Source organism: Paraglaciecola sp. G1-13, from assembly GCF_055809255.1.
The window spans coordinates 3,190,407-3,210,814 of record NZ_CM147903.1; the positions used below are offsets into that span (position 1 = coordinate 3,190,407).

At 41.9% G+C, this 20,408-nt stretch carries 22 protein-coding genes; all 22 read right to left on the bottom strand.

The features are described 5' to 3' along the window. Positions 1-50: 50 nt before the first annotated feature. The 22 genes from AC0L6N_RS13540 to AC0L6N_RS13645 all read right to left on the bottom strand — a co-directional run bounded on the left by AC0L6N_RS13540 (position 51) and on the right by AC0L6N_RS13645 (position 20,288). Complete coding sequence (locus AC0L6N_RS13540; RefSeq protein WP_160181683.1) at positions 51-881, bottom strand: class I SAM-dependent methyltransferase; 831 nt, start codon at positions 879-881, stop codon at positions 51-53. Beyond that, positions 874-2,262 carry a glycosyltransferase family 2 protein gene (locus AC0L6N_RS13545; RefSeq protein WP_473475196.1) on the bottom strand — a complete coding sequence of 463 codons (1,389 nt, stop codon included), beginning with the start codon at positions 2,260-2,262 and terminating at the stop codon, positions 874-876. The genes AC0L6N_RS13540 and AC0L6N_RS13545 overlap by 8 nt, the downstream gene beginning before the upstream one ends. Beyond that, positions 2,263-2,820: a class I SAM-dependent methyltransferase gene (locus AC0L6N_RS13550; protein WP_473475198.1), complete on the bottom strand. Its 558-nt coding sequence runs from the start codon at positions 2,818-2,820 to the stop codon at positions 2,263-2,265. Further along, a complete protein-coding gene (locus AC0L6N_RS13555) occupies positions 2,821-3,933 on the bottom strand; it encodes a class I SAM-dependent methyltransferase (RefSeq protein ID WP_473475200.1) in 1,113 nt (370 codons plus the stop codon). Further along, positions 3,930-5,231 (bottom strand): capsular polysaccharide export protein, LipB/KpsS family, encoded by a 1,302-nt coding sequence (locus AC0L6N_RS13560; protein WP_473475202.1) that lies wholly within the window; start codon positions 5,229-5,231, stop codon positions 3,930-3,932. Before AC0L6N_RS13560 ends, AC0L6N_RS13555 begins: the two co-directional genes overlap by 4 nt. Before the next feature lies 1 nt (position 5,232). Then, complete coding sequence (gene glf, locus AC0L6N_RS13565) at positions 5,233-6,408, bottom strand: UDP-galactopyranose mutase (RefSeq protein ID WP_473475203.1); 1,176 nt, start codon at positions 6,406-6,408, stop codon at positions 5,233-5,235. Next, positions 6,409-7,362: a glycosyltransferase family 2 protein gene (locus AC0L6N_RS13570; RefSeq protein WP_473475205.1), complete on the bottom strand. Its 954-nt coding sequence runs from the start codon at positions 7,360-7,362 to the stop codon at positions 6,409-6,411. It abuts the gene before it with no gap. Positions 7,363-7,447: 85 nt separating this feature from the next. Next, positions 7,448-8,173 (bottom strand): SDR family NAD(P)-dependent oxidoreductase, encoded by a 726-nt coding sequence (locus AC0L6N_RS13575; protein ID WP_473475207.1) that lies wholly within the window; start codon positions 8,171-8,173, stop codon positions 7,448-7,450. Continuing rightward, positions 8,166-9,512 (bottom strand): AMP-binding protein, encoded by a 1,347-nt coding sequence (locus AC0L6N_RS13580; RefSeq protein ID WP_473475209.1) that lies wholly within the window; start codon positions 9,510-9,512, stop codon positions 8,166-8,168. The genes AC0L6N_RS13575 and AC0L6N_RS13580 overlap by 8 nt, the downstream gene beginning before the upstream one ends. Next, positions 9,512-9,772, bottom strand: coding sequence for an acyl carrier protein (locus AC0L6N_RS13585; protein ID WP_473475211.1), 261 nt, complete (start codon positions 9,770-9,772; stop codon positions 9,512-9,514). Before AC0L6N_RS13585 ends, AC0L6N_RS13580 begins: the two co-directional genes overlap by 1 nt. After that, complete coding sequence (pseH, locus tag AC0L6N_RS13590; RefSeq protein WP_473475213.1) at positions 9,769-10,380, bottom strand: UDP-4-amino-4,6-dideoxy-N-acetyl-beta-L-altrosamine N-acetyltransferase; 612 nt, start codon at positions 10,378-10,380, stop codon at positions 9,769-9,771. The genes AC0L6N_RS13585 and pseH overlap by 4 nt, the downstream gene beginning before the upstream one ends. Further along, a complete protein-coding gene (pseG, locus tag AC0L6N_RS13595; protein WP_473475215.1) occupies positions 10,377-11,498 on the bottom strand; it encodes a UDP-2,4-diacetamido-2,4,6-trideoxy-beta-L-altropyranose hydrolase in 1,122 nt (373 codons plus the stop codon). The genes pseH and pseG overlap by 4 nt, the downstream gene beginning before the upstream one ends. After that, positions 11,488-12,555 carry a pseudaminic acid synthase gene (gene pseI, locus AC0L6N_RS13600; protein ID WP_473475217.1) on the bottom strand — a complete coding sequence of 356 codons (1,068 nt, stop codon included), beginning with the start codon at positions 12,553-12,555 and terminating at the stop codon, positions 11,488-11,490. The genes pseG and pseI overlap by 11 nt, the downstream gene beginning before the upstream one ends. Before the next feature lie 38 nt (positions 12,556-12,593). Continuing rightward, on the bottom strand, positions 12,594-13,670 hold the full coding sequence (locus AC0L6N_RS13605) for a glycosyltransferase family 9 protein (protein WP_473475219.1): 1,077 nt from the start codon (positions 13,668-13,670) through the stop codon (positions 12,594-12,596). 1 nt (position 13,671) lies between these two features. Further along, entirely contained in the window at positions 13,672-14,373 is a 702-nt protein-coding gene (gene pseF / locus AC0L6N_RS13610) for a pseudaminic acid cytidylyltransferase (protein WP_473475221.1), read from the bottom strand. A 10-nt stretch (positions 14,374-14,383) separates the two neighbouring features. Beyond that, positions 14,384-15,520: a UDP-4-amino-4,6-dideoxy-N-acetyl-beta-L-altrosamine transaminase gene (gene pseC / locus AC0L6N_RS13615; RefSeq protein WP_473481334.1), complete on the bottom strand. Its 1,137-nt coding sequence runs from the start codon at positions 15,518-15,520 to the stop codon at positions 14,384-14,386. Positions 15,521-15,528: 8 nt separating this feature from the next. After that, the gene (gene pseB / locus AC0L6N_RS13620; protein ID WP_473475223.1) at positions 15,529-16,527 is read right to left on the bottom strand and encodes a UDP-N-acetylglucosamine 4,6-dehydratase (inverting); all 999 of its coding nucleotides are present in this window, start codon (positions 16,525-16,527) and stop codon (positions 15,529-15,531) included. A gap of 131 nt (positions 16,528-16,658) precedes the next feature. Continuing rightward, positions 16,659-16,922 (bottom strand): hypothetical protein, encoded by a 264-nt coding sequence (locus AC0L6N_RS13625; protein ID WP_473475225.1) that lies wholly within the window; start codon positions 16,920-16,922, stop codon positions 16,659-16,661. A gap of 41 nt (positions 16,923-16,963) precedes the next feature. Continuing rightward, positions 16,964-17,395, bottom strand: a complete 432-nt coding sequence (fliS, locus tag AC0L6N_RS13630; RefSeq protein WP_011575828.1) for a flagellar export chaperone FliS — start codon at positions 17,393-17,395, stop codon at positions 16,964-16,966. 19 nt (positions 17,396-17,414) lie between these two features. Then, positions 17,415-18,875, bottom strand: a complete 1,461-nt coding sequence (fliD, locus tag AC0L6N_RS13635; RefSeq protein ID WP_473475227.1) for a flagellar filament capping protein FliD — start codon at positions 18,873-18,875, stop codon at positions 17,415-17,417. A gap of 24 nt (positions 18,876-18,899) precedes the next feature. Continuing rightward, entirely contained in the window at positions 18,900-19,340 is a 441-nt protein-coding gene (locus AC0L6N_RS13640) for a flagellar protein FlaG (protein ID WP_473475229.1), read from the bottom strand. Between the two features lie 123 nt (positions 19,341-19,463). After that, a complete protein-coding gene (locus AC0L6N_RS13645) occupies positions 19,464-20,288 on the bottom strand; it encodes a flagellin N-terminal helical domain-containing protein (protein ID WP_473475231.1) in 825 nt (274 codons plus the stop codon). Positions 20,289-20,408 lie beyond the last annotated feature (120 nt).

Here is a 20,408-nt window from a genome sequence, read left to right on the forward strand (position 1 = left end):
CTATATATCCATTTAAATTCGCGGAACACTTGTTCTTCTCGTCTAAAAAGTTAAGCCTCTTTCCTGATTACTAATCGAATCTGCTTTTCCTTTTGTAGTAAAAAAACAGATTTATAAAAACTGACCTTCGCCATAAAATCTGAAAGGAATTTAGGCAGCCGTGAGCTTTTAGACCATTTGTTTTTGTAACGCTCAAAGTATAGTTCCTCTAAATCAACTATTTTAACATTGGGAAAATTACTTAAAGATTCTTTTAAGGTATAGCTTGTTGTCCAGTTTAGTGTATCTAACCCTTTGGTTGGCTTATTCAAAATTTTCAAATATATTTTAGCGAATTTTTTATTCATTCTGGGTAGGAATGGAAGTCCATAATGAGGCTCATAAAAGCTATTATAATCAGGGGCTTGTATCTTTAATTTCCCTCCAACTTTTAACACCCTGATTAGTTCATTTAACGTTTGTTCAACGTCTTGTACATGCTCTAAAGTTTGATAGGTAGTGATAAAGTCAAAATAGTTATCTTCAAATGGGATTTTTTCACCAATTCCCTCAATAACTCTGTCACTATAATATTCCGGATAATTGAGCTCTTTGATTTTCATATCCATATAGGATAATTTCCACTTTTCAGGTTCAATACCATAAACGTCATAACCTTGATTCAACCCATAAAACAGAAATGTCCCTACTCCACAGGCCATATCCAGAATTTTTCCTTTATGATCGTCAAAACTTTCAACTTCTTTCCATCGTCCGTTTAAATTTTTAGAATCATCGTGCCAGATTCTAGCAAGCTCTCTGGTCACTTCAATATTGTCATAACCAAAATATTCGATACTGTCTTCAACAAGCTTGTTTAGCAAAAAGGTTTTACTATCCATTGACACTTCCCTGCAATTTCGGGGCGGCTTCAAAAAAACAAGTTATCCTAGGTGTTCGATTTAAACCTTTGGCAACCATTAAAATTTGTTCGGTAATTTGCTCCACTTGAGAAAAGCTTGCTACGACTATAGTACAGGGATCCTCCATTACCGAAAAAGCTTCATTTAAGGTAAATTCATTTGATTTCTTTGTTGCACTTTTTTCAAATTTTTTATCGATAAAACCTTTGATACAATGTGTGCTTGGAATGTACTTTTCAAGCATTAACCAAGTTTCACCAACTCCATAAATATATAAATCTAGCACCCCGACTTTCTCTATATTTTTCACCAGTGAAATAATTCTAGCGTCTATTCCGAGTTCGCTATTATATTTCGCAATATCAACATCAAATTTTGGAAATAACTTTACGAAACTGTTGACATCAATCATTTTTGAGTGCTCTGAAGCACGATAAAGTAGATTCCAATACTCTGAAGGGAAGTTCTGTTTAATGTCTTTAAGAGTATTCTCATTGAGCAGCTTCGATTGGTAAAGAGTTCGATACAAGTGACATAAGAGTCTGTTACTTTCATTTCCAGTAGTAAACTTATAAATATTATTTAATCTAACCGTAATGGTACGCAATACGCTTTTTAAAAATGCTTTCTCATAATCCTTAGCCGCTCCATTTTCGGTCAAAAAATTTTTTCTCCAGCCCATGACATTGATACTTTCAGTAATTCTCAAAATATTAATACTTTGGCTTTTTGACCCCTCGGTACGAAACCAATTATAAAAGGCGTCTGCAATGAAAGTGACCGACTTTGAAAAGTAAAGCAGCTTCAATAAGGTAGCATTATCTTCATTATTTCGAGTCCTTTCCGAAAACATACACTTAGGATTAAGAAATAAATCACGATGATAAATCTTTGCCCAAACTGCGGAGGGTTTATCTAAAGAAACAATATCCGAAAAGTAGTCCTTGGCGTTATAATTAGTTTCAAAAGAGTGTTTCTTAATCGTCTGATTTAATTTTATTTCTTGGTGGCCACAAACTACAATATCGTTTTCAAATGTGGCTTTATTGAAAAGAGAATTAAGCATTTCTTTATGAGCGGTGTCATCACTATCCATGAAAGTAATATATTCCCCTTTAGCCGAACGTATTCCTGCGTTTCTTGCTGTACCTGTACCTTTATTACTTTGGGTTATAAGTTTCACACGTTTATCAGCTTTTACTAACCCTTTTAAAATGTCTGCACTTTTGTCCGTAGAACCGTCATCTACAAATATGATTTCAATATCTGTTAAAGTTTGTTCTCGAAGCGATTCGAAACATCTATTTAGATATAGTTCAGAGTTGAAAACTGGAACAATAACCGAAACTTTGAAGGACATCTATTGAGCAGTCTTTTTCGCGGTTGTCACTAAATGGACGTCACCCTTTATTTCACAATGTACTTCTGAAAATCCTATTTTTTCCATTAAAAATTTCATCTTTCGCACATTGTAACCAGATTTATGGACATCCCAGTAACTGTTATTATAATTGGCCTCAAGAGGATCGCACTCTGCTTGCCACCCCCAAAAGCCAGCTGAGCTGTATAACGCATCAGAACGCTCTTTAGTAAAAGTATCCTCATTCCATTCGGCTTGAAGCCATTGTTGGCAATGAAAGTCCATATTTGGCACTATAATTCTAACCGTTGCATTCAATGCTAGTGCTTTATACCAATCTTCAAGGGTTAACATTGCTTCTGCGTTAGTTAAATGCTCAAGCATGTGCCGAGAGTAAATATGAGATACACCGCTAAAGTGTCTTGAAACCTCCCAGGCTTTGCATACACAATCAACGTGGGGTAACTCCCTCAAATCACAATGAATAAATCCTTCACGAGCATCAGGCCCACAACCTACATATAAATTTATTGGTTTTTCTTGATTTAATTTTTTCATTTAAGGTTTGACCGCCTTGGCTAAAGTAAAACACCCATCGGATCCAGCTACCACCCTACCAGAGACAGGATCGTGTTGTGCGTAGAGTTGTACATCTCTAAATCCAGATGTGAGCAATAAGTCAACCAACTCTTTATTGGTATAATGCTTTAAATGGAATTCAAATTTCACCGGGTCAAAGGGCATGACATCTTGATTTGGCGTGGAGCAGATAAGTTGTCCACCGGGTTTGAGCACCTTAAAAAATACATCTAATAACTGTTGATCAAAATCCACATGTTCTATGGTTTCAAACGACACCACCGCATCTTGAGTATTAGCTGCAATATCCAGTAACTTGGCATCTTGGCAACAAAAAGTCGTATTTTCATTGCTAAAATGCTGTTTAGCATGCGCTATAGCCGCTTGTTCAATGTCTACGCCTGTTAATTTAGCGCCCGTGTGTTTAGCCAACATTAAGGTGCCGTAGCCTATACCACAGGCCAAATCTAAAACTTGAGCATTACTGGGTAGCGTGACTAATTGCTCACAAGCAAACTCGTACCTATTTAAATGGTCTGGGCGAATTTGATCGAAGTGAGTTGATATTTGTCTTTCACCACGGTGCATGGTTTTAGTGGCACTGGCGTTGATTTGAGCCCCTTCAACATGTATCTGTATTTCACAAAACCCTGCACGCTCCAGTAACAACTTTAACCTCGCTTGGTTATAACCAGACTTAAAGATATCTTGTTGATTAGATTCATAGTTGTCATTTCTAGGGTTACCGTTGTGTTGCCTACCCCATATCCCTGCAAACGCTTTACGCGCGTTGGAGTCGGCATTGAGTAAATCTTGATTATCCCAAGTAGCGCTTTGCCATAACTGTATAAAATAATCGGTATTTGGCACACTGAGCTTTATTTCACCATTTATAACTAAGCTGTCAAACCAGGTCAGCATCGCTAAATCCGCTTCCATACTGGTTAAATACGGTAAAATATTACTGGCAGTTAAGAGCTCGATGCGATTTTTTTCACTGAACCTTTCCCACACATTCGTTAGTGGTGTTTGGCTATTTGCTTGCTTCAGCCAATATTGCTGGTCTTTGCGCACTAGCTGGCATTTGTTCACACTACTTTCTCCTGCTGTCGCACGTGGTCATTTTGCTCACTGACCGAACCTTGCTTTTTATTATTTTTGCTCAAAAGTGAAGGCGAGATAAAACTGAAGGTTTGTAATTTACCTAAATCAAAATAAGTATCAGTCACTGTGAATTGGCGGTAGCACATAGCCGCCAACAGCCGATCAACTTGGCTAATATGTTTTTTAAGTAAACAGTCACCTTCAACGACTACTTTTTTACCCAGCAAGGCCGCCTCATACAAAACCGAAGAGTTGATGCCATGGACTCTATCTGCATGAGCACAAAGTTGTATTGTATCTTCGCTGCTTACCCTTCCATGTGAATATAGGTAAGTGTGACTCAATCTATCTTTAGGATGAGGTTTAAATACTAGGTTTTGCTTAGGATATTGGGCTTCAATAAAATCAATAAACTGCTGCATACCCTTGGTGAATTTTGAGTGGTTAAGCACATTAGAATCACTAGGCACTTGGAGTGGGATAAAAATATAGCGCTCTTGGCTATGCTTAACATCTTGCGAGGCCAATAAAAACTGCTGACGTAACAGCTTTAAGTCTTGCAACATTTGCTCATTCACCCAGCTAAGATCATCAAAGTAGAGCTGACTATTGTTATTGACCCCAAGGCGGTCAAAATAAAAGTATTGTTGCTGCGGAAAAAAACCACATTCAGCAAAGGTTACTTCTACTTTTAACGCCTTTAATTTTTCAATAATGGGTAAAAATGCTGATGTAGAGCCATTCCAAACAATGACACTTTTAGCAGATTGAAGATAATCATCGTTAAAACGTTGCAACGGATGGTGAACATCAACTCGCGTGCCGGCGCCTTCTAGCGCGGCAAAAAAACATTGTAAATAGGCAGGGCGGTTGATGCTGGCATACAAATCGATATAGAGAAGTGTGTTATCGCTAATGCCTAATTCGGCTTGTGTTGAATGTGCAGGGGCGCACAACATCATATCCCAAAACTCTGCACTTACCTCTGTTTTAGTGGCTAACCTGTGAATCATCTCAAGTTGAAAGTGCCCAGTACCCAGCACAATTATCGACAGCTCTAAACGACTTTGTTCGTCTTCAATTTGTTGCTCTATATGCGGGTAATCTGCTTGAATATTGCTTACCCACCAGATAGTTGGGAGGCTGAGGTTTAATTTGGAAAGTTGTGCCAACAAACCTTTAGCGTAAGCACCATCACCAACCAGACAATATTCCTGCTTATCCAGCTCGGAAATTTTTCGTATTATACGCTTTTGGTTTGCAGCAATTGCTTCACTAGCCAACATCTTAAGCAGATCCTTGCCCAGTGAACCGATTAAAAATACTCAGCGCATTACCTACCGCATCATCCATATTGTAATACTTATAATCAGCTAACCTACCAGCCGTGATCACGTTCTCAAACGCTTGCAACCTTTGTTTGTATTGCTCGAATCGCTCTTGGTTAGCTTGATTAAAAATCGGGTAATACGGGACGTTTTTATTTGGATTGTGGCGGTCATAGTCTTGTGGGTATTCTTTTACAATGACGGTTTGGACTGATTGTTGTTTTAGGATATGCTTGAATTCGGTTATGCGAGTATACGCATGTTCGTTGGGGTAATTAACCGTTGTATTTGGTTGAAACTCTCTAATATTAAGGGTTTGAAAATCAAATTGCAGTGACCGATAAGGTAACTCCCCGTCTGAATAATCAAATAATTGGTCAAGCATACCAGTAAAAACCAATTTACCGTCAAACGCTCGCCCCTTAAATTCCACTGACTTAGTTGCGTCATTTAAGCGAATTAGACTACTTGCGTCGCTACTGAGTTGTACCTCTATATTGTCGTGGTTTAATAAATTGGCGATAAGCTGAGTATAACCTTGGCTTGGAATTGCTTGATATTTATCATGAAAATACCGGTCATCTCTAGAGACGATTATGGGCACTCTAGCGGTAACCTCAGGTGAAATGTCTTCAGGTGAACAACCCCATTGCTTAGTCGTATAATTTACAAAAAACTTTTCGTAAACCAACTCCGCTAATTGTTGCAGTGTAGCGAATTGACTTTTTCTCAGTTCCAGAATGGGCACTTTGCCCCCTGCCCCATATTGCTGCACTAATAAAGCTTCGATTCCCTGAGCTTGCTCATCAGGGTAGAGTTGATACAAAGTATTCAGATTAAAAGGGATGGGCACCAATTTACCATCAATAGACCCCAGTACTTTATGTTCGTAGCGCGTCCACTGGGTAAACTGACTCAGATATTGCCACACATGCTCTTTATCGGTGTGAAACAAATGAGGCCCATACTGATGCACCGTAATACCCGAATCGTCGGTGTAGTCATAACAATTACCTGCAATATGAGACCGTTGTTCTAACACTAAAACCTTTTTATTTTGCTGACTGGCAAAACGTTCAGCCATGACGGCCCCAGAAAAACCAGCACCAACGACTATAACATCAAAACTAGACATTTAAGCAGCTTCACTTAACAGTTTGTTTAGTTGCTCAGCGTCGTGTCTGCTTTCAAACACCGCACGATGTTTTTCACTAAAAAAGTAATCTTTTTTAGAAGCTAATTCGATGTACTTGATAAAAAGGTCATTCGCACCTCTGATCAGAAAATATAAGGCGGCAGCAAACCTATGATGAGCGATACCTGCATCGATGATTGTTTGATTAACACCAAACTGTACAGCTTGTTGGCAGGCCAATTCAATATCCATCAATGACTGTTCGCGTCTGGCATAAGAGCGGCTAGTTTGTTGCCCAAAACTATTTTCATGAATACGATAGCGGCCTAACACTTGTGGAATAAAATCAACATTTGCAGATAAATAACCTGCATTATTAATATAAAAGGCATAATCAAAAATGATCTTGCATTTAGCTGAAATCGTCATTTGCAGATTTTGATGATTTCTAAACATTACACTACTGGCTTGCATGTAGGTGCCATATTTAATCATATGTTCAATTGTGGAACGCGCTGGGATATATGACCAGTTATAAAAATCTTCCGAATATAGCTTAATAGTTTTGTCCGTGACCGAATCAAACATGTCGGATTCGTGATAGACCATGTGGCAATCTTCGTGTGTATCTAAATAATCTACTTGACGCTGTAACTTTGAAGGCAACGCAATATCGTCCCCATCAAGATAGGCTATATATTCGCCTTTAGCCGCTGCAAGCAAGGTGCCCATGTTAGCCGCTAAGCCTTGGTTTTGAGTCTTGTATATGGCGTTTAACTTGTTTGGAAACAAAGTCTCAAGGGTTGCTATAACCGCTTGAGTATTATCTGTTGATGCGTCATCACAAACAATGACTTCAAAGTCAAAATCAGTCTCTTGTTCAAGTACTGAAAGTAAACATTCAGCAATAAAATTTTGTAAATTATATGCAGGAACAAGAACTGAAAGTTTCATAACAGGTTATACCTCAAACGACTATTCACTGAATTAGCTTTTAATTTTTATACTTATCTTATCGGCCTTTTTAAGCGAAACTTAACTAAGCCGTACTACCCGCATCAACCGTCATTACAGCCCCAGTAATAGCTGAGCCTTTGTCACTTAATAAAAAGCTAACCATGGCAGCGGCATCCTCAACACTGGCTAATCTACCTAAGGGGCTTCTGCGTTTAATTGACGCTAGCTTTTCACCTTGTAAATCGCCTGTCATATCAGTTTGCATATAACCTGGCGCCACACAATTTACGGTGATACCAGCTTTACCTACTTCTCTGGCGAGCGATTTACTAAAGCCTTCTAGTGCAGCTTTACTTGCGGCATATACACTTAGGCCATTAAACCCTGTTTTTGCGATAATTGAAGAGATATTAATAATTCGCCCCCTTCTATTAAGTAGCATTGAGCGTAGCAAGTACTTACTCAACAACATGGGGGATTGCACATTTAGGCGCATTAAATTATCTATTTCACCGTTTGGCATAGTCGCCAGTACGCCGTCATGCCCCACAGCAGCATTATTCACCAATCCGTAAGGACGCCCGAAGCGCTTGACTATTGACTTACATAGCGCCGGCAAAGCATCTAAATCAGCTAAATCTGCTTCAATAAAATGACAACAATCAGGATACGCGTCGCTCAAACTATGCAGTTCAGGGCTGTAGGTACGCGCAAGTGCAACCACTGACACTCTAGAGTCGAGAAGATCTCGGCAAATGGCTAGGCCTAAGCCTCTACTCGCGCCCGTTACTATCACGTACTCAGACATGATCATCGCTCCTGTTTAGCTTCCCTGTAGGGCTCATTACTAACCTGTCAATTTTGCGCAATTTTACAGGAATTTCAAAGCGTTGCAGAAGTAATTTGCACTGAGAGCGAACAGTTTGGCTGATATTCCCCCAGTCTTGATTGGGCTCAAGAACAATATCAGCCACGACAAGGTTACCTAAAACGCTATTGGGCTGCCCATATACTTTTGCCTGAGCCACTCCTTCAACCGATAAAATGACTGACTCGACTTTTTCTGGTGGTACTTTATTTCCGCCAACATTAATAACGCCCGACGCCCGTCCGAGAAAAATTACTCTATCGCCGTCTGCTTGCACGATGTCCTGCGTATCTAGATACCCCTCGTCATCGATAAGTGTATCAAGTTGCGCATCGAGTTCATGCTTGGGTTTTATGCGTAAATGTTGTTTTTCATCGATTGCTAATTGCGCGTTGCTCATCCCTTGCTGTAACCAACTAACAGGAAATCCGGCTAGTTTATCTTTCACTACAAACCCGACTCCTGCTTCTGTAGAGGCGTATATGTGTCGAATACTAGCGAGGGGATAAAGTTCAGAGAGCTTATCGAGCAAATGTTGGTCCGCAACCTCCCCTCCCAATGTGATGCGCTTTAGTGGCACGTGCTGTAACTGGTTTGTCATCAGCATTTGACGCCACATACTTGGAGTGGCGGATATAGCATTGACCTTGGCGTTTGCATATTGCTGCAGACTTGCTATTAGGTCGTTCGTGGCGTCGTCCACCAGTGTTGCCCCGCTGATGAGCACCTGTAATAGTACTTGTAACCCGGCGTATCGATAGGCTTGATAACAATTTGCCCATTTCAATTCTGAGAGCGTGTTCGAAAATTTGGTATTAAGGGTTAAGGAAGCGAGTGTATGCGCAAACCATTTAGGTTGGCCAGATGTACCCGATGAGGCTAACCACCAGCGAGTAACCACTTCTCGTGTATCAGATTGTGCTTTCAACTTGCCTAAAGTGTGAGGATCTTCTACCGCGCTCTTGTTCTGACTGAAAAGTTGCTTGGGCGGCGAGTTAATATCTACCGAGAGCCGCAAGCAGCTATTCTCAATACTTTCAGCTAGCTCGGTTGAGCATAAATAGAGATCACTACACAAGCCATCAAATGCGAGTAACCCCACACAAAAAGAAGCGCTGTCGGTATAAATGAGCGCCAGAGGTTTATTTTCTAGGTACTGATATTCAGCTCGCCAGAGCTTGGCTAGCGTCAATAGCGGCTCTAATGAAAACGACTGGCTTGCATTCGCAATCACAGGAGTGACAGCCTTTGTTAGTAAAAGCGACGCTAAGCTACTCATTAGTCACGTGTTTGCTCTAACCCCTGGGCGTAAATCGCAACAAACTCGGCGAAAGTCGCAGGGTACACTTTTATAGCTAACTCTGTGAAAGGATCGATACCTAACTCTTCTTCTAATTGAGCAACTAACATTGCGTAGCCTAATGAATCGAGTCCTGACTGCAACAACAAGGTATCTGAGGTAATAGGCTCAATCAGTTGGCAATCACTTAGCTCAGCGACTTCTTGCATCGCATGTTTCACAGTTTGTTCAATATTCACCTTTGTTCCTCGTTTAAAAATAACACTTGCTGACACGCTCTTTGAATGGGTTTGGGCAGTTTAACTAATACAGCGTCTCGGTGTTGCCGCCATTTTTGCATCGCATAATAGAAAGAATGGATGTCGTAATGGCTAATACCTGACTGACCGTTGCTTCGGCGCATCTCGCCACTTTCAATTTTTACTCGTTCGTAATCAAATAGCTTATGTAGTTTTAAAGCCGCAGTATTAAAGGATAATACTTGCGCCTCAAGACCAGTGCAGTTTGTCTTTTGTTGAGCATACTCAAGTGCCGCCCACTCAAGTATTAATCCACTACCTGGTGCGCAATTTACCTCACCCAGATAACACCCCCACTGCATCACGGAATGTTGAGTATCACTAACGTTCAACACACCAATAGGGCGAGAGTGTTGGCAGTAAATCCAGCATTCACGGTTGATATCTTGCATTAAAGCTTCAAACCAATGCTGATGTTCATCCCACGCAATAAGTTTATCGCAATGCATATTTTCCCGCACTCTTTCACTATTGCGCCAATGCCAAACAGCTGATAAATGGGATGCGTTAATCGGTACAAAACAATGCTCACTGGTAACGTCATTCATAGCAAGTTAATCTCATGTGGTTCATTAGGCAGCCCTGAATAAAGTGCAGTAAAAATACGATTAAATCCCGCTTGCTGACGAGCAGATAATGCATTGCTATGCATTTGGTTTAATAATTCTGGTTGATGCCACAGTGCCATCGATTTTTGTACTATTTGCTCAAGCAATAATGCTTTGGCGTTCATTTCAAATGTTGGCTGATCTTGCAGAGCATTTTCAATACTCACGAAGCACCAGCCCTGCCCTCTCGCCTGCTCACTAGCGAACAATTGATTCTTAGCCGTGACCACTAAAATTGAAGGCGTCGCACAATGTAACAGTTCAAACTGACTAGCGCCGGCAGCCGAAATAGCTAAACGCCCCTGTTGAAATACTTCTGCTACTTGCTGGCAGTCGTGAAAGTGTTCTATCGATAGGTGGCTATGTTTTATAAACTTTTCTAGCTCATCAGTATGCTGATAACCACTTCCTGTAATGATAGTGATCGGAAGTCGAATAGAAGATTCAGAAAAAAGTTTCAGCAAGGGCAGAGTTAGCTGACTTGAATCACTACCGCCGAACATCAAGATCAAGCGGTTACGCTTATTTAAGGGGAGTGTTTGCACCCGACCAAATTCTTGCCTAAGAACACGATAGCTATCACCCGCACAGCACAATGCATTTGGTGCAAGGTCGCTATAGTTTAGTTTATCTGCCCCACTCGCCCAATTGATGAGCATAGATAAATGCTCATCTTTAATACCCGCGTCCAATAACTGGCCATCGTCAAACATGGCCAGTTTACAGGTATTTAAACCCAGTAATTTTCGATAATCGGAATCAAATTGGTATCCGTCTAGGATTAGCCAGTCAGCTTGCTCTTTAATGCACAGTTGCTGTAATTCGTGATGTTCATCATAACGTGAGCTAGCAGTAATAACGTGCAACTCCCCCACCCAATCACTGCGGGATTGGCAATGCCGCAAACTACTCTGACTAACAGCAAAGATCACTTTTACATTGCGACTATGTAAACCTTGCGCTAATGCAAGGCAACGCATCACGTGCCCTAAACCGATATCCGCTCCCGCGTCTACTCGAAATATAATACATTGCGGTTTGCGTGTATTATCTAACATGGGACCAGTTAAGTGCTGTGCCTTTCATTATGTCTTGTGTCGCCTGCTTACCTTGCAAGTCTTCCCAGTGTTTGGGCGCTAAACCAAAAGCTGGACGGACTACGCGCAGATTCGTCTCAGTAAATGCCTCGCCTGCTTTAATATTTTCACTAGCATAAATTGAGCGGCGATACTGTTTGGACTTTTGTTCAACATCACTGCCCCCGTATTTTACCTCGCCGAGCGCTTGCCAAGCCCGCTGTGTTTCATCCACCAGCATTTTAAATTCACTTGGCTCTAATGAAAAAGCGGCATCAACCCCCCCTGCTCCCCTATCAAGTACGAAGTGTTTTTCAATAACAGCTGCGCCTAACGCAATCGAGGCAACTGACACGCCAACGCCAGCGGTATGATCGGATAGCCCGACCTGACAACTAAACGCATCACGCAGATGAGGAATAGTGTGCAAGTTTGTATTTGACGCCTGTGCTGGATAAGTACTGGTGCATTTAAGCAGTATGATATCGTCGCAGCCCGCAGCTTTAGCTGCAACTACCGCAGCCTCAATTTCACTTAATGATGCCATGCCAGTTGACATAATAATCGGCTTCCCCATAGAGGCCGTTTTGCTAATAAGCGGAATATCTGTTAGCTCAAAAGAGGCAATTTTGTAACACGGCACTGCTAGGTCACTAAGAAAATCGACGGCGTTAGCATCAAAGGGAGAACTGAAAGCCAGCATACCGAGCTCTTTAGCTCTATTAAACAGCACACTGTGCCACTCGTACGGCGTGGCAGCTTTTGCATATAAACCGTGTAAAGAAGCACCATGCCATAAACTGTCTTTTTCTTGGATAACAAAATCGGCAGTATTGACATCCAGCGTCATGCTATCGGCTGTAAATGTTTGCAATTTGATAGCGTGGGCGCCTGCCTTAGCAGCGGCTTCAACCATATTCAGAGCTAACGACAATTGTTGATTATGGTTACCGCTCAGCTCGGCAATAATAAAAGGCGGATGCTGAGGTCCAATAGGCCTGTCACCAATGAAAATCGTGGATTGTTTATTTATCGACATAGATACGTTCTTAGCATGTATACGTTTTAACTTTTAGGTTATCGACTTTGTTCAGCAAAAATTGATTCGATGCCATCGGCCAACTCTTCAGGTGTATCACAACAGCACTTAGATTGCTCACTTTGGGTAAAAGGGCAATGTACCGGGCAACGAGCAGTTTGGTCGGTGGCGTAATCGGGCATACTGATCAAAGGAGATTCGCTGGCGCTGATTAACAGTGTTAAGCAACCCACTGCCTTGCCATACCATTGTGATTCTCCCGGCTTGGTGACAACCAAATCTGCATCAGCCACATTATTCAATGTTTCTATTAAAGGTCTTTTTTTACCTCCATTAGTCCAAACCTGGAACCCTTTGCGTTCAAGCACCTCTTTCAGTTCAAAAATATATGGATAAGCATATCCATCATGAGCATCAGCTAGACACAACGCGATTTTTTTCGCTGTCGTTTGTTCAGACCTTGACTCAGAATAAACATTCTCAGAAGTAAGTGAAATGTTGCGGTGTATGCGCTCAATCGGCAAACTCACATCAATATCAATGTCCGTGAAACCGCAACATTCACGCAAGTAAAACTCAGTGTACCCCGCATCAAACTGTTGAGTGTTCCACCATTGACTATGCAAACGTGTCATGCCGTGAAAAGTACTTTGCATATAGCGCTCAGTCGATTGAACAAAATCGGGTTGCAACGTTTGATCTTGGAATTGGTTGAGTAATGTTTGGACTGAGATGTTTAACATATTGCCAGCGACATTCTCACCTGCATCATGAAGAAAACGCGCCAAAAAACAAGGCATGAAAGCAGTATCGAAGTTGACTATTTGTGTGTATTCATTGGGAATTATTGTTTCGGCTAAGCCCAAAAAAGCTTCAATCGCGACTAATAAATCATTAGGCCACGCGTGGGCCGGCAAGGTTATCGTTCCCACGTTCGGGTCGACTAGATGAATAATATCGGCGCCAGCACTAAAAGTCAGAAAATCAATGTGACTGTCAGGGAATTTAGTTTGAAAATGCCGCAATGCTGCCACCCCTATTGTTGCTGTGTCTTTAACACTCAACATTCGGATTAGCAGAATTCGCTCAGCATTCAGTGAAGTGGATTGCTGCATATTATCCCCCTTTTTGTGATTGCATGTACGCTTTATACATTAACTCAGCGCGCTCCCAATCCTCAAGTGTATCAATGTCTTGCACTAAATGGCGAGGTAACACAATTGGAATACTCGTTTCACTAAATGTGGGGGTCCCTTTTAAAAAGGCTTCGCTTTTGCCCCAATAGAATTGCCCCGCGTCATGATAAGCTTCTTCTAAGTCTTGTGAGCGCTTGGGGATGTCTTGTGGACTAAAAGGATACACGCCCCCATTTTGCATTTTTAATGCCCGCTGAATGGGGAATGGAAAACTGGTAACAGAAAACGCAAAGTGCTTAGAAACATCCGCTTTTAACCTTTTAAACCCATCTTTTAACGCAGTCACTTGGAGGAAGGGAGCTGTAGCGTATATGCAGCAAGTATGACTTGGCGCTTCGCCCTGCTCCTGAACAAACTTTATTGCGTGCTTAACAACGGGCACTGTACCGGTGAAATCACCAGAAAGATTTTCTGGCCTCATAAATGGAACGTCAGCGCCACACTTTATCGCAATATCCGCTATGTGTTGACTGTCTGTAGAAACAATAATCTTGTCAAATAATCCAGAATTTTTGGCCGCTTCGATGGAGTAAGCGATTAACGGTTTACCACAGAACATTTTACTGTTCTTACCAGGAATACGTTTGCTTCCTCCTCTGGCAGGAATAATAGCGAGGTTCATTTATTAGACTTCACTGTAAAACATCAATGAGTGTATCAATCACATGCTGCTGCTGTGAAGCTGACATTGTAGGAAACAACGGTAATGTAATAGCATGTTTATAAAAGGCCTCAGAAAAAGGAAAATCGCCTTTTTGGAAACCAAGCTTTTGATAATAAGGCTGAAGATGAATGGGAATGTAGTGTACGTTAACACCAATCCCCCGACTTCTAAGCGCGTCAAACACTGCCTTTCTGTCATGCGTTGTAAGCTCAATCATAAAAAGGTGCCATGCACTGGTGGCAAGCGTTTCCTCACTTGGCAACTTAATAGGTAACGGACGTAGTGCTGTTAAATACACAGCCGCTTTTTCACGTCGGTGTTGAATAAACGCATCTAACTTCTTTAATTGCGATAAACCCAACGCACCATGGATGTCACTCATACGGTAGTTGTAACCAAGCGCTTGCTGCTCGTAATACCAAGCACCTTGCTCTTGAGTTTCAAAAGTGGATAGCTCCCGAGTGATTCCATGTTTAGCGAACAGCGTAAGTCGCTTTAGCAGTTCTTCATCGTTAGTGGTTATTGCTCCGCCTTCAGCCGAGGTAATAGATTTAACAGGGTGAAAGCTTAACACCGTCATATCACTAAACTGACAACTGCCAACCGGCTTATCTTGATAGGTTGCCCCTAAGGCGTGCGCCGCATCTTCAATAAGCGTAATATTGTGCATGCTTGTTAGTGCAGAGATCGCTTGCATATCACAAGACTCCCCCGCAAAGTGCACCACGATCAATACCTTAGGGAACTTACTACAGTTAGCCAGTTTATTTTTGAGGCCTTCAATAGAGATGTTTCGTGTTAGCGGGTCTATGTCTACAAAATCAACGTCGGCCCCGCAGTAGCGAGCACAGTTGGCTGAAGCAACAAAGGAGTTGGGCACCGTCCAAACGACGTCTGACGAGTCAACGCCCGCCGCTAAACAAGCCACATGTAAACCCGATGTACCACTGTTTACCGCTAAGGCATAGCTTGCCTGAGTATATTGACAAAGGGCACGTTCGAAAGCTGGGACCGTTGACCCTTGCGTTAAAAATTGATTTTGAAGTACATCGACGACAGCATCGATATCGTCCTGATCAACAGTATGACGACCATATGGCAGCATGTTCAATGCTAATCCGTCGTACTATCTAGTGTGCGTAGCTCTTCCACAGATAAGAAATGAGGATTAGTGCCGGAATGATACTCAAATTTATCCTCAACGGGTTTACCTATCTCACCAATTTTGTTGCACTTATAGTCAATATTTTTTTCGAAAAAAACGATGGCAGGTGTAATCACATAGTGATCATCGAACTCCAATGAATGATGCGCCATTTCCTCAGGCACCATTACTTCATGCAACTTTTCACCAGGGCGAATACCAACGAGCTCATGCTCACGGGTGCCGCTCATAGATTCCACTAAGTCCAGAATAGCGACAGATGGAATTTTAGGAACAAAAATTTCTCCCCCTTGCATTCGCTGAAAGTTCTTTACCACGAACTCAACGCCCTCATCTAAAGTAATCCAAAAGCGAGTCATTTCTGCATGGGTGACAGGCAAATTAGATTTACCTTGCTCCAATAAAGAGCGATAAAACGGCACTACTGAGCCACGAGATCCTACAACATTGCCATAACGAACCACAGAGAACCGTGGTCCCTTAGCGCCAGAAATATTATTTGCCGCCACAAACAACTTGTCTGAAGCTAACTTAGTTGCCCCATACAAATTAACTGGATTGGCTGCTTTGTCAGTGGACAAAGCGATGACACGACTTACGTTAGCTGCTATTGCCGCATCAATCACGTTTTGTGCGCCGTTTATATTCGTTTTAATGCATTCATTGGGATTGTACTCAGCAGCTGGCACCTGTTTTAGCGCTGCTGCATGAACCACAAGATCAACATCTCGCATGGCGGAAATCATACGTTCTTTGTCACGTACATCACCGATAAAGTAGCGCATGCAGGGTGCATCAAAAACTTGCTGCATTTCGAACTGCTTTAATTCATCCCGAGAATAAATAATGAGTTTTCGAGGTTGGTAGTTATTTAAAATAAAGGAAACGAAACGCTTACCAAATGAGCCGGTACCGCCAGTAATAAGGATTGATTTATTATTAAACATTATTGTTCATCACCAAGGGTTAGGCTTTCTTTGGTTTCATTCTAGTGTATATGACTATGAATCTTAAGGATATTCGCAAAATAGAGATAATTGAACACTCCTTTACATACACAACACCCTCTCAGCTAACCTTAGTAGTATTTTTTAACCGCCTTTCGTCCACGAATTAAACCACTTAACTGCTTTAAAGACGCATCAAAAAGCTGCTGCGCAAGCGCTACTAGCGCATCATTGACCTTGATCTCCGCTTCACAAAATTCTGTTTTTTGCGCAGGCCCCAAGGAATCTAAATATTCTTTAATACATCTGTCTCGCTGAACTGATATCGTATGAAAAGATTTTTCATCAAGCGCTTCATCTTCTAATAAAGACGAAAGTTTCTGATTAATACTCACCAATTCACTGGGTGTGAAAGGGTGATTTAGTTCGATTCTTCTCACACTACAGCTTGTCGCTTTTGGCGCTGCGCTTCATAAGCATCTTGCTTAGCGTCGTCTGGAATTTGTGACCAGGCCGTTTTGATAGGCAACATTAAGCCAATGACCTCATCCATGATCTGCAGATTGTTCTGAACTGTCGCATCGGTTAACCTTTGAACCATATAGTCGTAAAGTGAGAATAAATTTTCCGCCACTTCGGCATTATTAGTCAAATCAAGCGTATCACGCAGATTGATTAAAATAGCTGTGCATCGACCGATATGCTGAGCTTTTTCAGCATATTCTTTACGCTCCATACAGCCTTTTGCATACGCCATTCTATCAAGTGCCCCTTGCATTAACATCAAGGTCAATTTATGTGGATCTGCTTGGGCAATCTCTTGTTTTAAGTTGCCTTTCTTATAGGCATTGATACCTTTTAAAGCCATCTGTATTCTCCTATCCTACCTATGCAGAACCCAGTGATGCCAGAAGTGCTGACCCCGTTTGGTTAAGCTGTGCAACAGTCTGATCTAAATTTAAATATTTATCACGTAGGATTTGTTCAGTCGAGGCCATCCGCAATTCGAATTGTTCTCTCTCATCCGCTAACTGATCTTTCTGGTCTTGTACTGATTTCTCTCTTGATGTCAGTAAGCCACTGTAATTTGTATACTGCTCTATATAATCGTGCATTCGAACAGCTACACCGTTTTCGCTATCCGCAAACAGTGCCGCTATATCGTCAAAGCTATCTTCTAGAGCGTCTTTTAGTCTATCTTCACCACTACCAAAACCAAACTTATCCGATGAACCTATCTCCAAGTCACCGTCTTCATTAAATTCAATACCCAACTGGAACAACGTCCCCAACCCTGACGACGAAACATTAGCACTGATCATATTTGAAAGACCTTGCTGAATCCCTCGTATCATAGAGTCACCAGCAAGAGCGCCATCCTCTTCCAAATCTGACGCGCCATAACGAGTTAATGTGGTAATTTGGGTATTTAACGCATTAAAGTTATCAACGAAGTCGCGTATTTTGCCTTCTAGTCCCTCTGCATCAAAGCCTATTTTCAAATTCGATGTCTTGGGCGTTATGCCATCCTCATCTAATTCTGATAACTGAGACACGGTGAAGGAAACGTTCTCAATAACATTTTCAAATTCCGTGGTACTGCTCTCAACCGATATACCGTCGATTGTCGCTTTTGAGTTCTGAGCACTTTTGACTGGGTCTAAATAGCTAGCAGTTTCCGTTGAGTCAGTCGTCGCGACTCTGTTTAAGTCGGCAATGTTGTTATCGTTAACGATCATTAAATCGTTACCTTCACCTTGAACTGATGAGGTAAATACTAACTTTGCACCGCCCGAGGCAGTGCCAGTATCAATAATACTCGAACGAACACCGAAGTTGTCGTCAGAGCTGTTAATAGCAGAACTCAATTGCTGGAGCGTCATGCCAGCTGTCACGTTGATGGAAAAGGTATCAGTGGTCGCGCCGATTTTAAATGTCAAACTGCCAGCTTGAGCACTAACGGAGTCAGACGTGCTTGAAAAGCCTCCATCGACCGCATTATCCGTTTCTATCCGACTACCACTGGCTAACTGCGTGACGGCGATTGCGTAGTCTGCCTCTACAGCACTGTTTGATGCCTCAGCCGTAAACGGTTCAATGTTCTCGCTCGGGTTTTTAATCGTCGGCTCTCGGCCTTTTAGGTTGGCATCGCTTCGCAGTTCATCTACGCTGTCTAAAAATTCCTTCATTTTAGACTTCAGCGTACCAATACTGGATATTTCAGCATCATAAGATTCTTCTTGAGAATCAAGACGCGCCTGCTTAGGCGTGCGCTCAGCTTCCAATAACTGGCTAACTAAAGCCTCTAGATCAAGGCCTGAACCTACTCCTAGCGATTGAATTGACATAACTACCTCTCACCTAAAATTAAGTTAGGCCTGCTTGTTAAAAAACATACCTACCGCCGAACCTACATCCATTTGTAAATCCTGTATCCGCCGCGATAAACTGAGTACCTCTTCTGTGGGGATTTGTCTAATAACGTCCCCACTTTCGGAGTCCGTTACCTTAACCACTTGTTTACCACTATCTTCGTCCACAGAAAAATTTAATTGCTTGTTTCTGGTCTGAACAAATTCATTCACTTCCAAAAGCGCTTCATCCAGCTCTTGCGTTGAAAGCTCACGATCTTCTTGTACTTGTTTATCGGCTGTCGCAGCAAACCCTTTAGTATCCTCATTGTTTATATCACTGGCATATTTAACATCGGGTACGGGAACATTCGTTTGTATTTTAACATCCGTATTGAGAACATTTTCATTGTTAGTTAATTCAGCAACATTCCTGCCAACTTGTGAAAGATTAACTTCCATAACTCACCTCTCAAACAAAGAAAGGAGCAAAGGCTTAATAATGTCCAATGCTCCCTATCGAGTTTCTAACCAACCGAATTATACAATTCAGTATAATCCACTTTTTAATCCATTAAATATAACCTAGCCCAATAAACTCAATGCAGTTTGGGGGGCTTGATTTGCCTGACTTAACACCGACAGAGATGCTTGTTGAATGATTTGATTGCGAGTCAGTTCTGCCGTTTCAGCCGCAAAATCTGTGTCGCGAATACGTGAACGTGCACTAGAAATATTTTCAGAAATATTGCTTAAGTTTCTAATGGTAGATTGAAAGCGATTTTGCACAGCCCCAAGATCAGCACGAACTCCTCCAACCACCGAAATTGCTTCAGAAATAGCGGTTAATGCCGCAGATGCCCCATCAACGGTGGCTACATCGACGCTATCAATGCTCAGACCTGTTGCTCCGAAACCATCATTACGAGATAAATTAACGGATATATTCTGATTACCATTTGCACCTACTAAAAAGCTTGCTGAAAATGTGCCATCAAGGATGTCAGTTGTACCAAATTGCGTGTCAGTTGATATTCTGGTTATTTCAGACTTTAATGCCGAAACTTCTTTTTGCAATGCTCCGCGATCTGCTGACGAGTTAATTCCGTTTTGCGACTGTACCGCTAATTGACGAATGCGCTGCAATGACGATGTAACTTCTCCTAAGGCACCTTCTGCGGTTTGCGCTAATGAGATTGCATCGTTTGCATTTCTGGCAGCTTGGTCTAAACCCTGTATCTGTGTCGTTAAACGATCAGAAATCTGTAGCCCAGCCGCATCATCCGCTGCGCGATTGATGCGAAAGCCCGATGATAAACGTTCGAATGATGTATTAAGTGATGCGCCTGAATTGAACAACTGACGCTGAGCATTCAACGATGCCACGTTGGTATTAACGAATAATGCCATGATAAAACCTCCTGGAAACCCACCAATAGCGCGTTGCGCATGGTAAGCCCGCCTCAAAATTCAGTAGCAATGAGCCTCCTCATTGTTACCGCCTCACTACATTATTGCTCAGCACCTCTA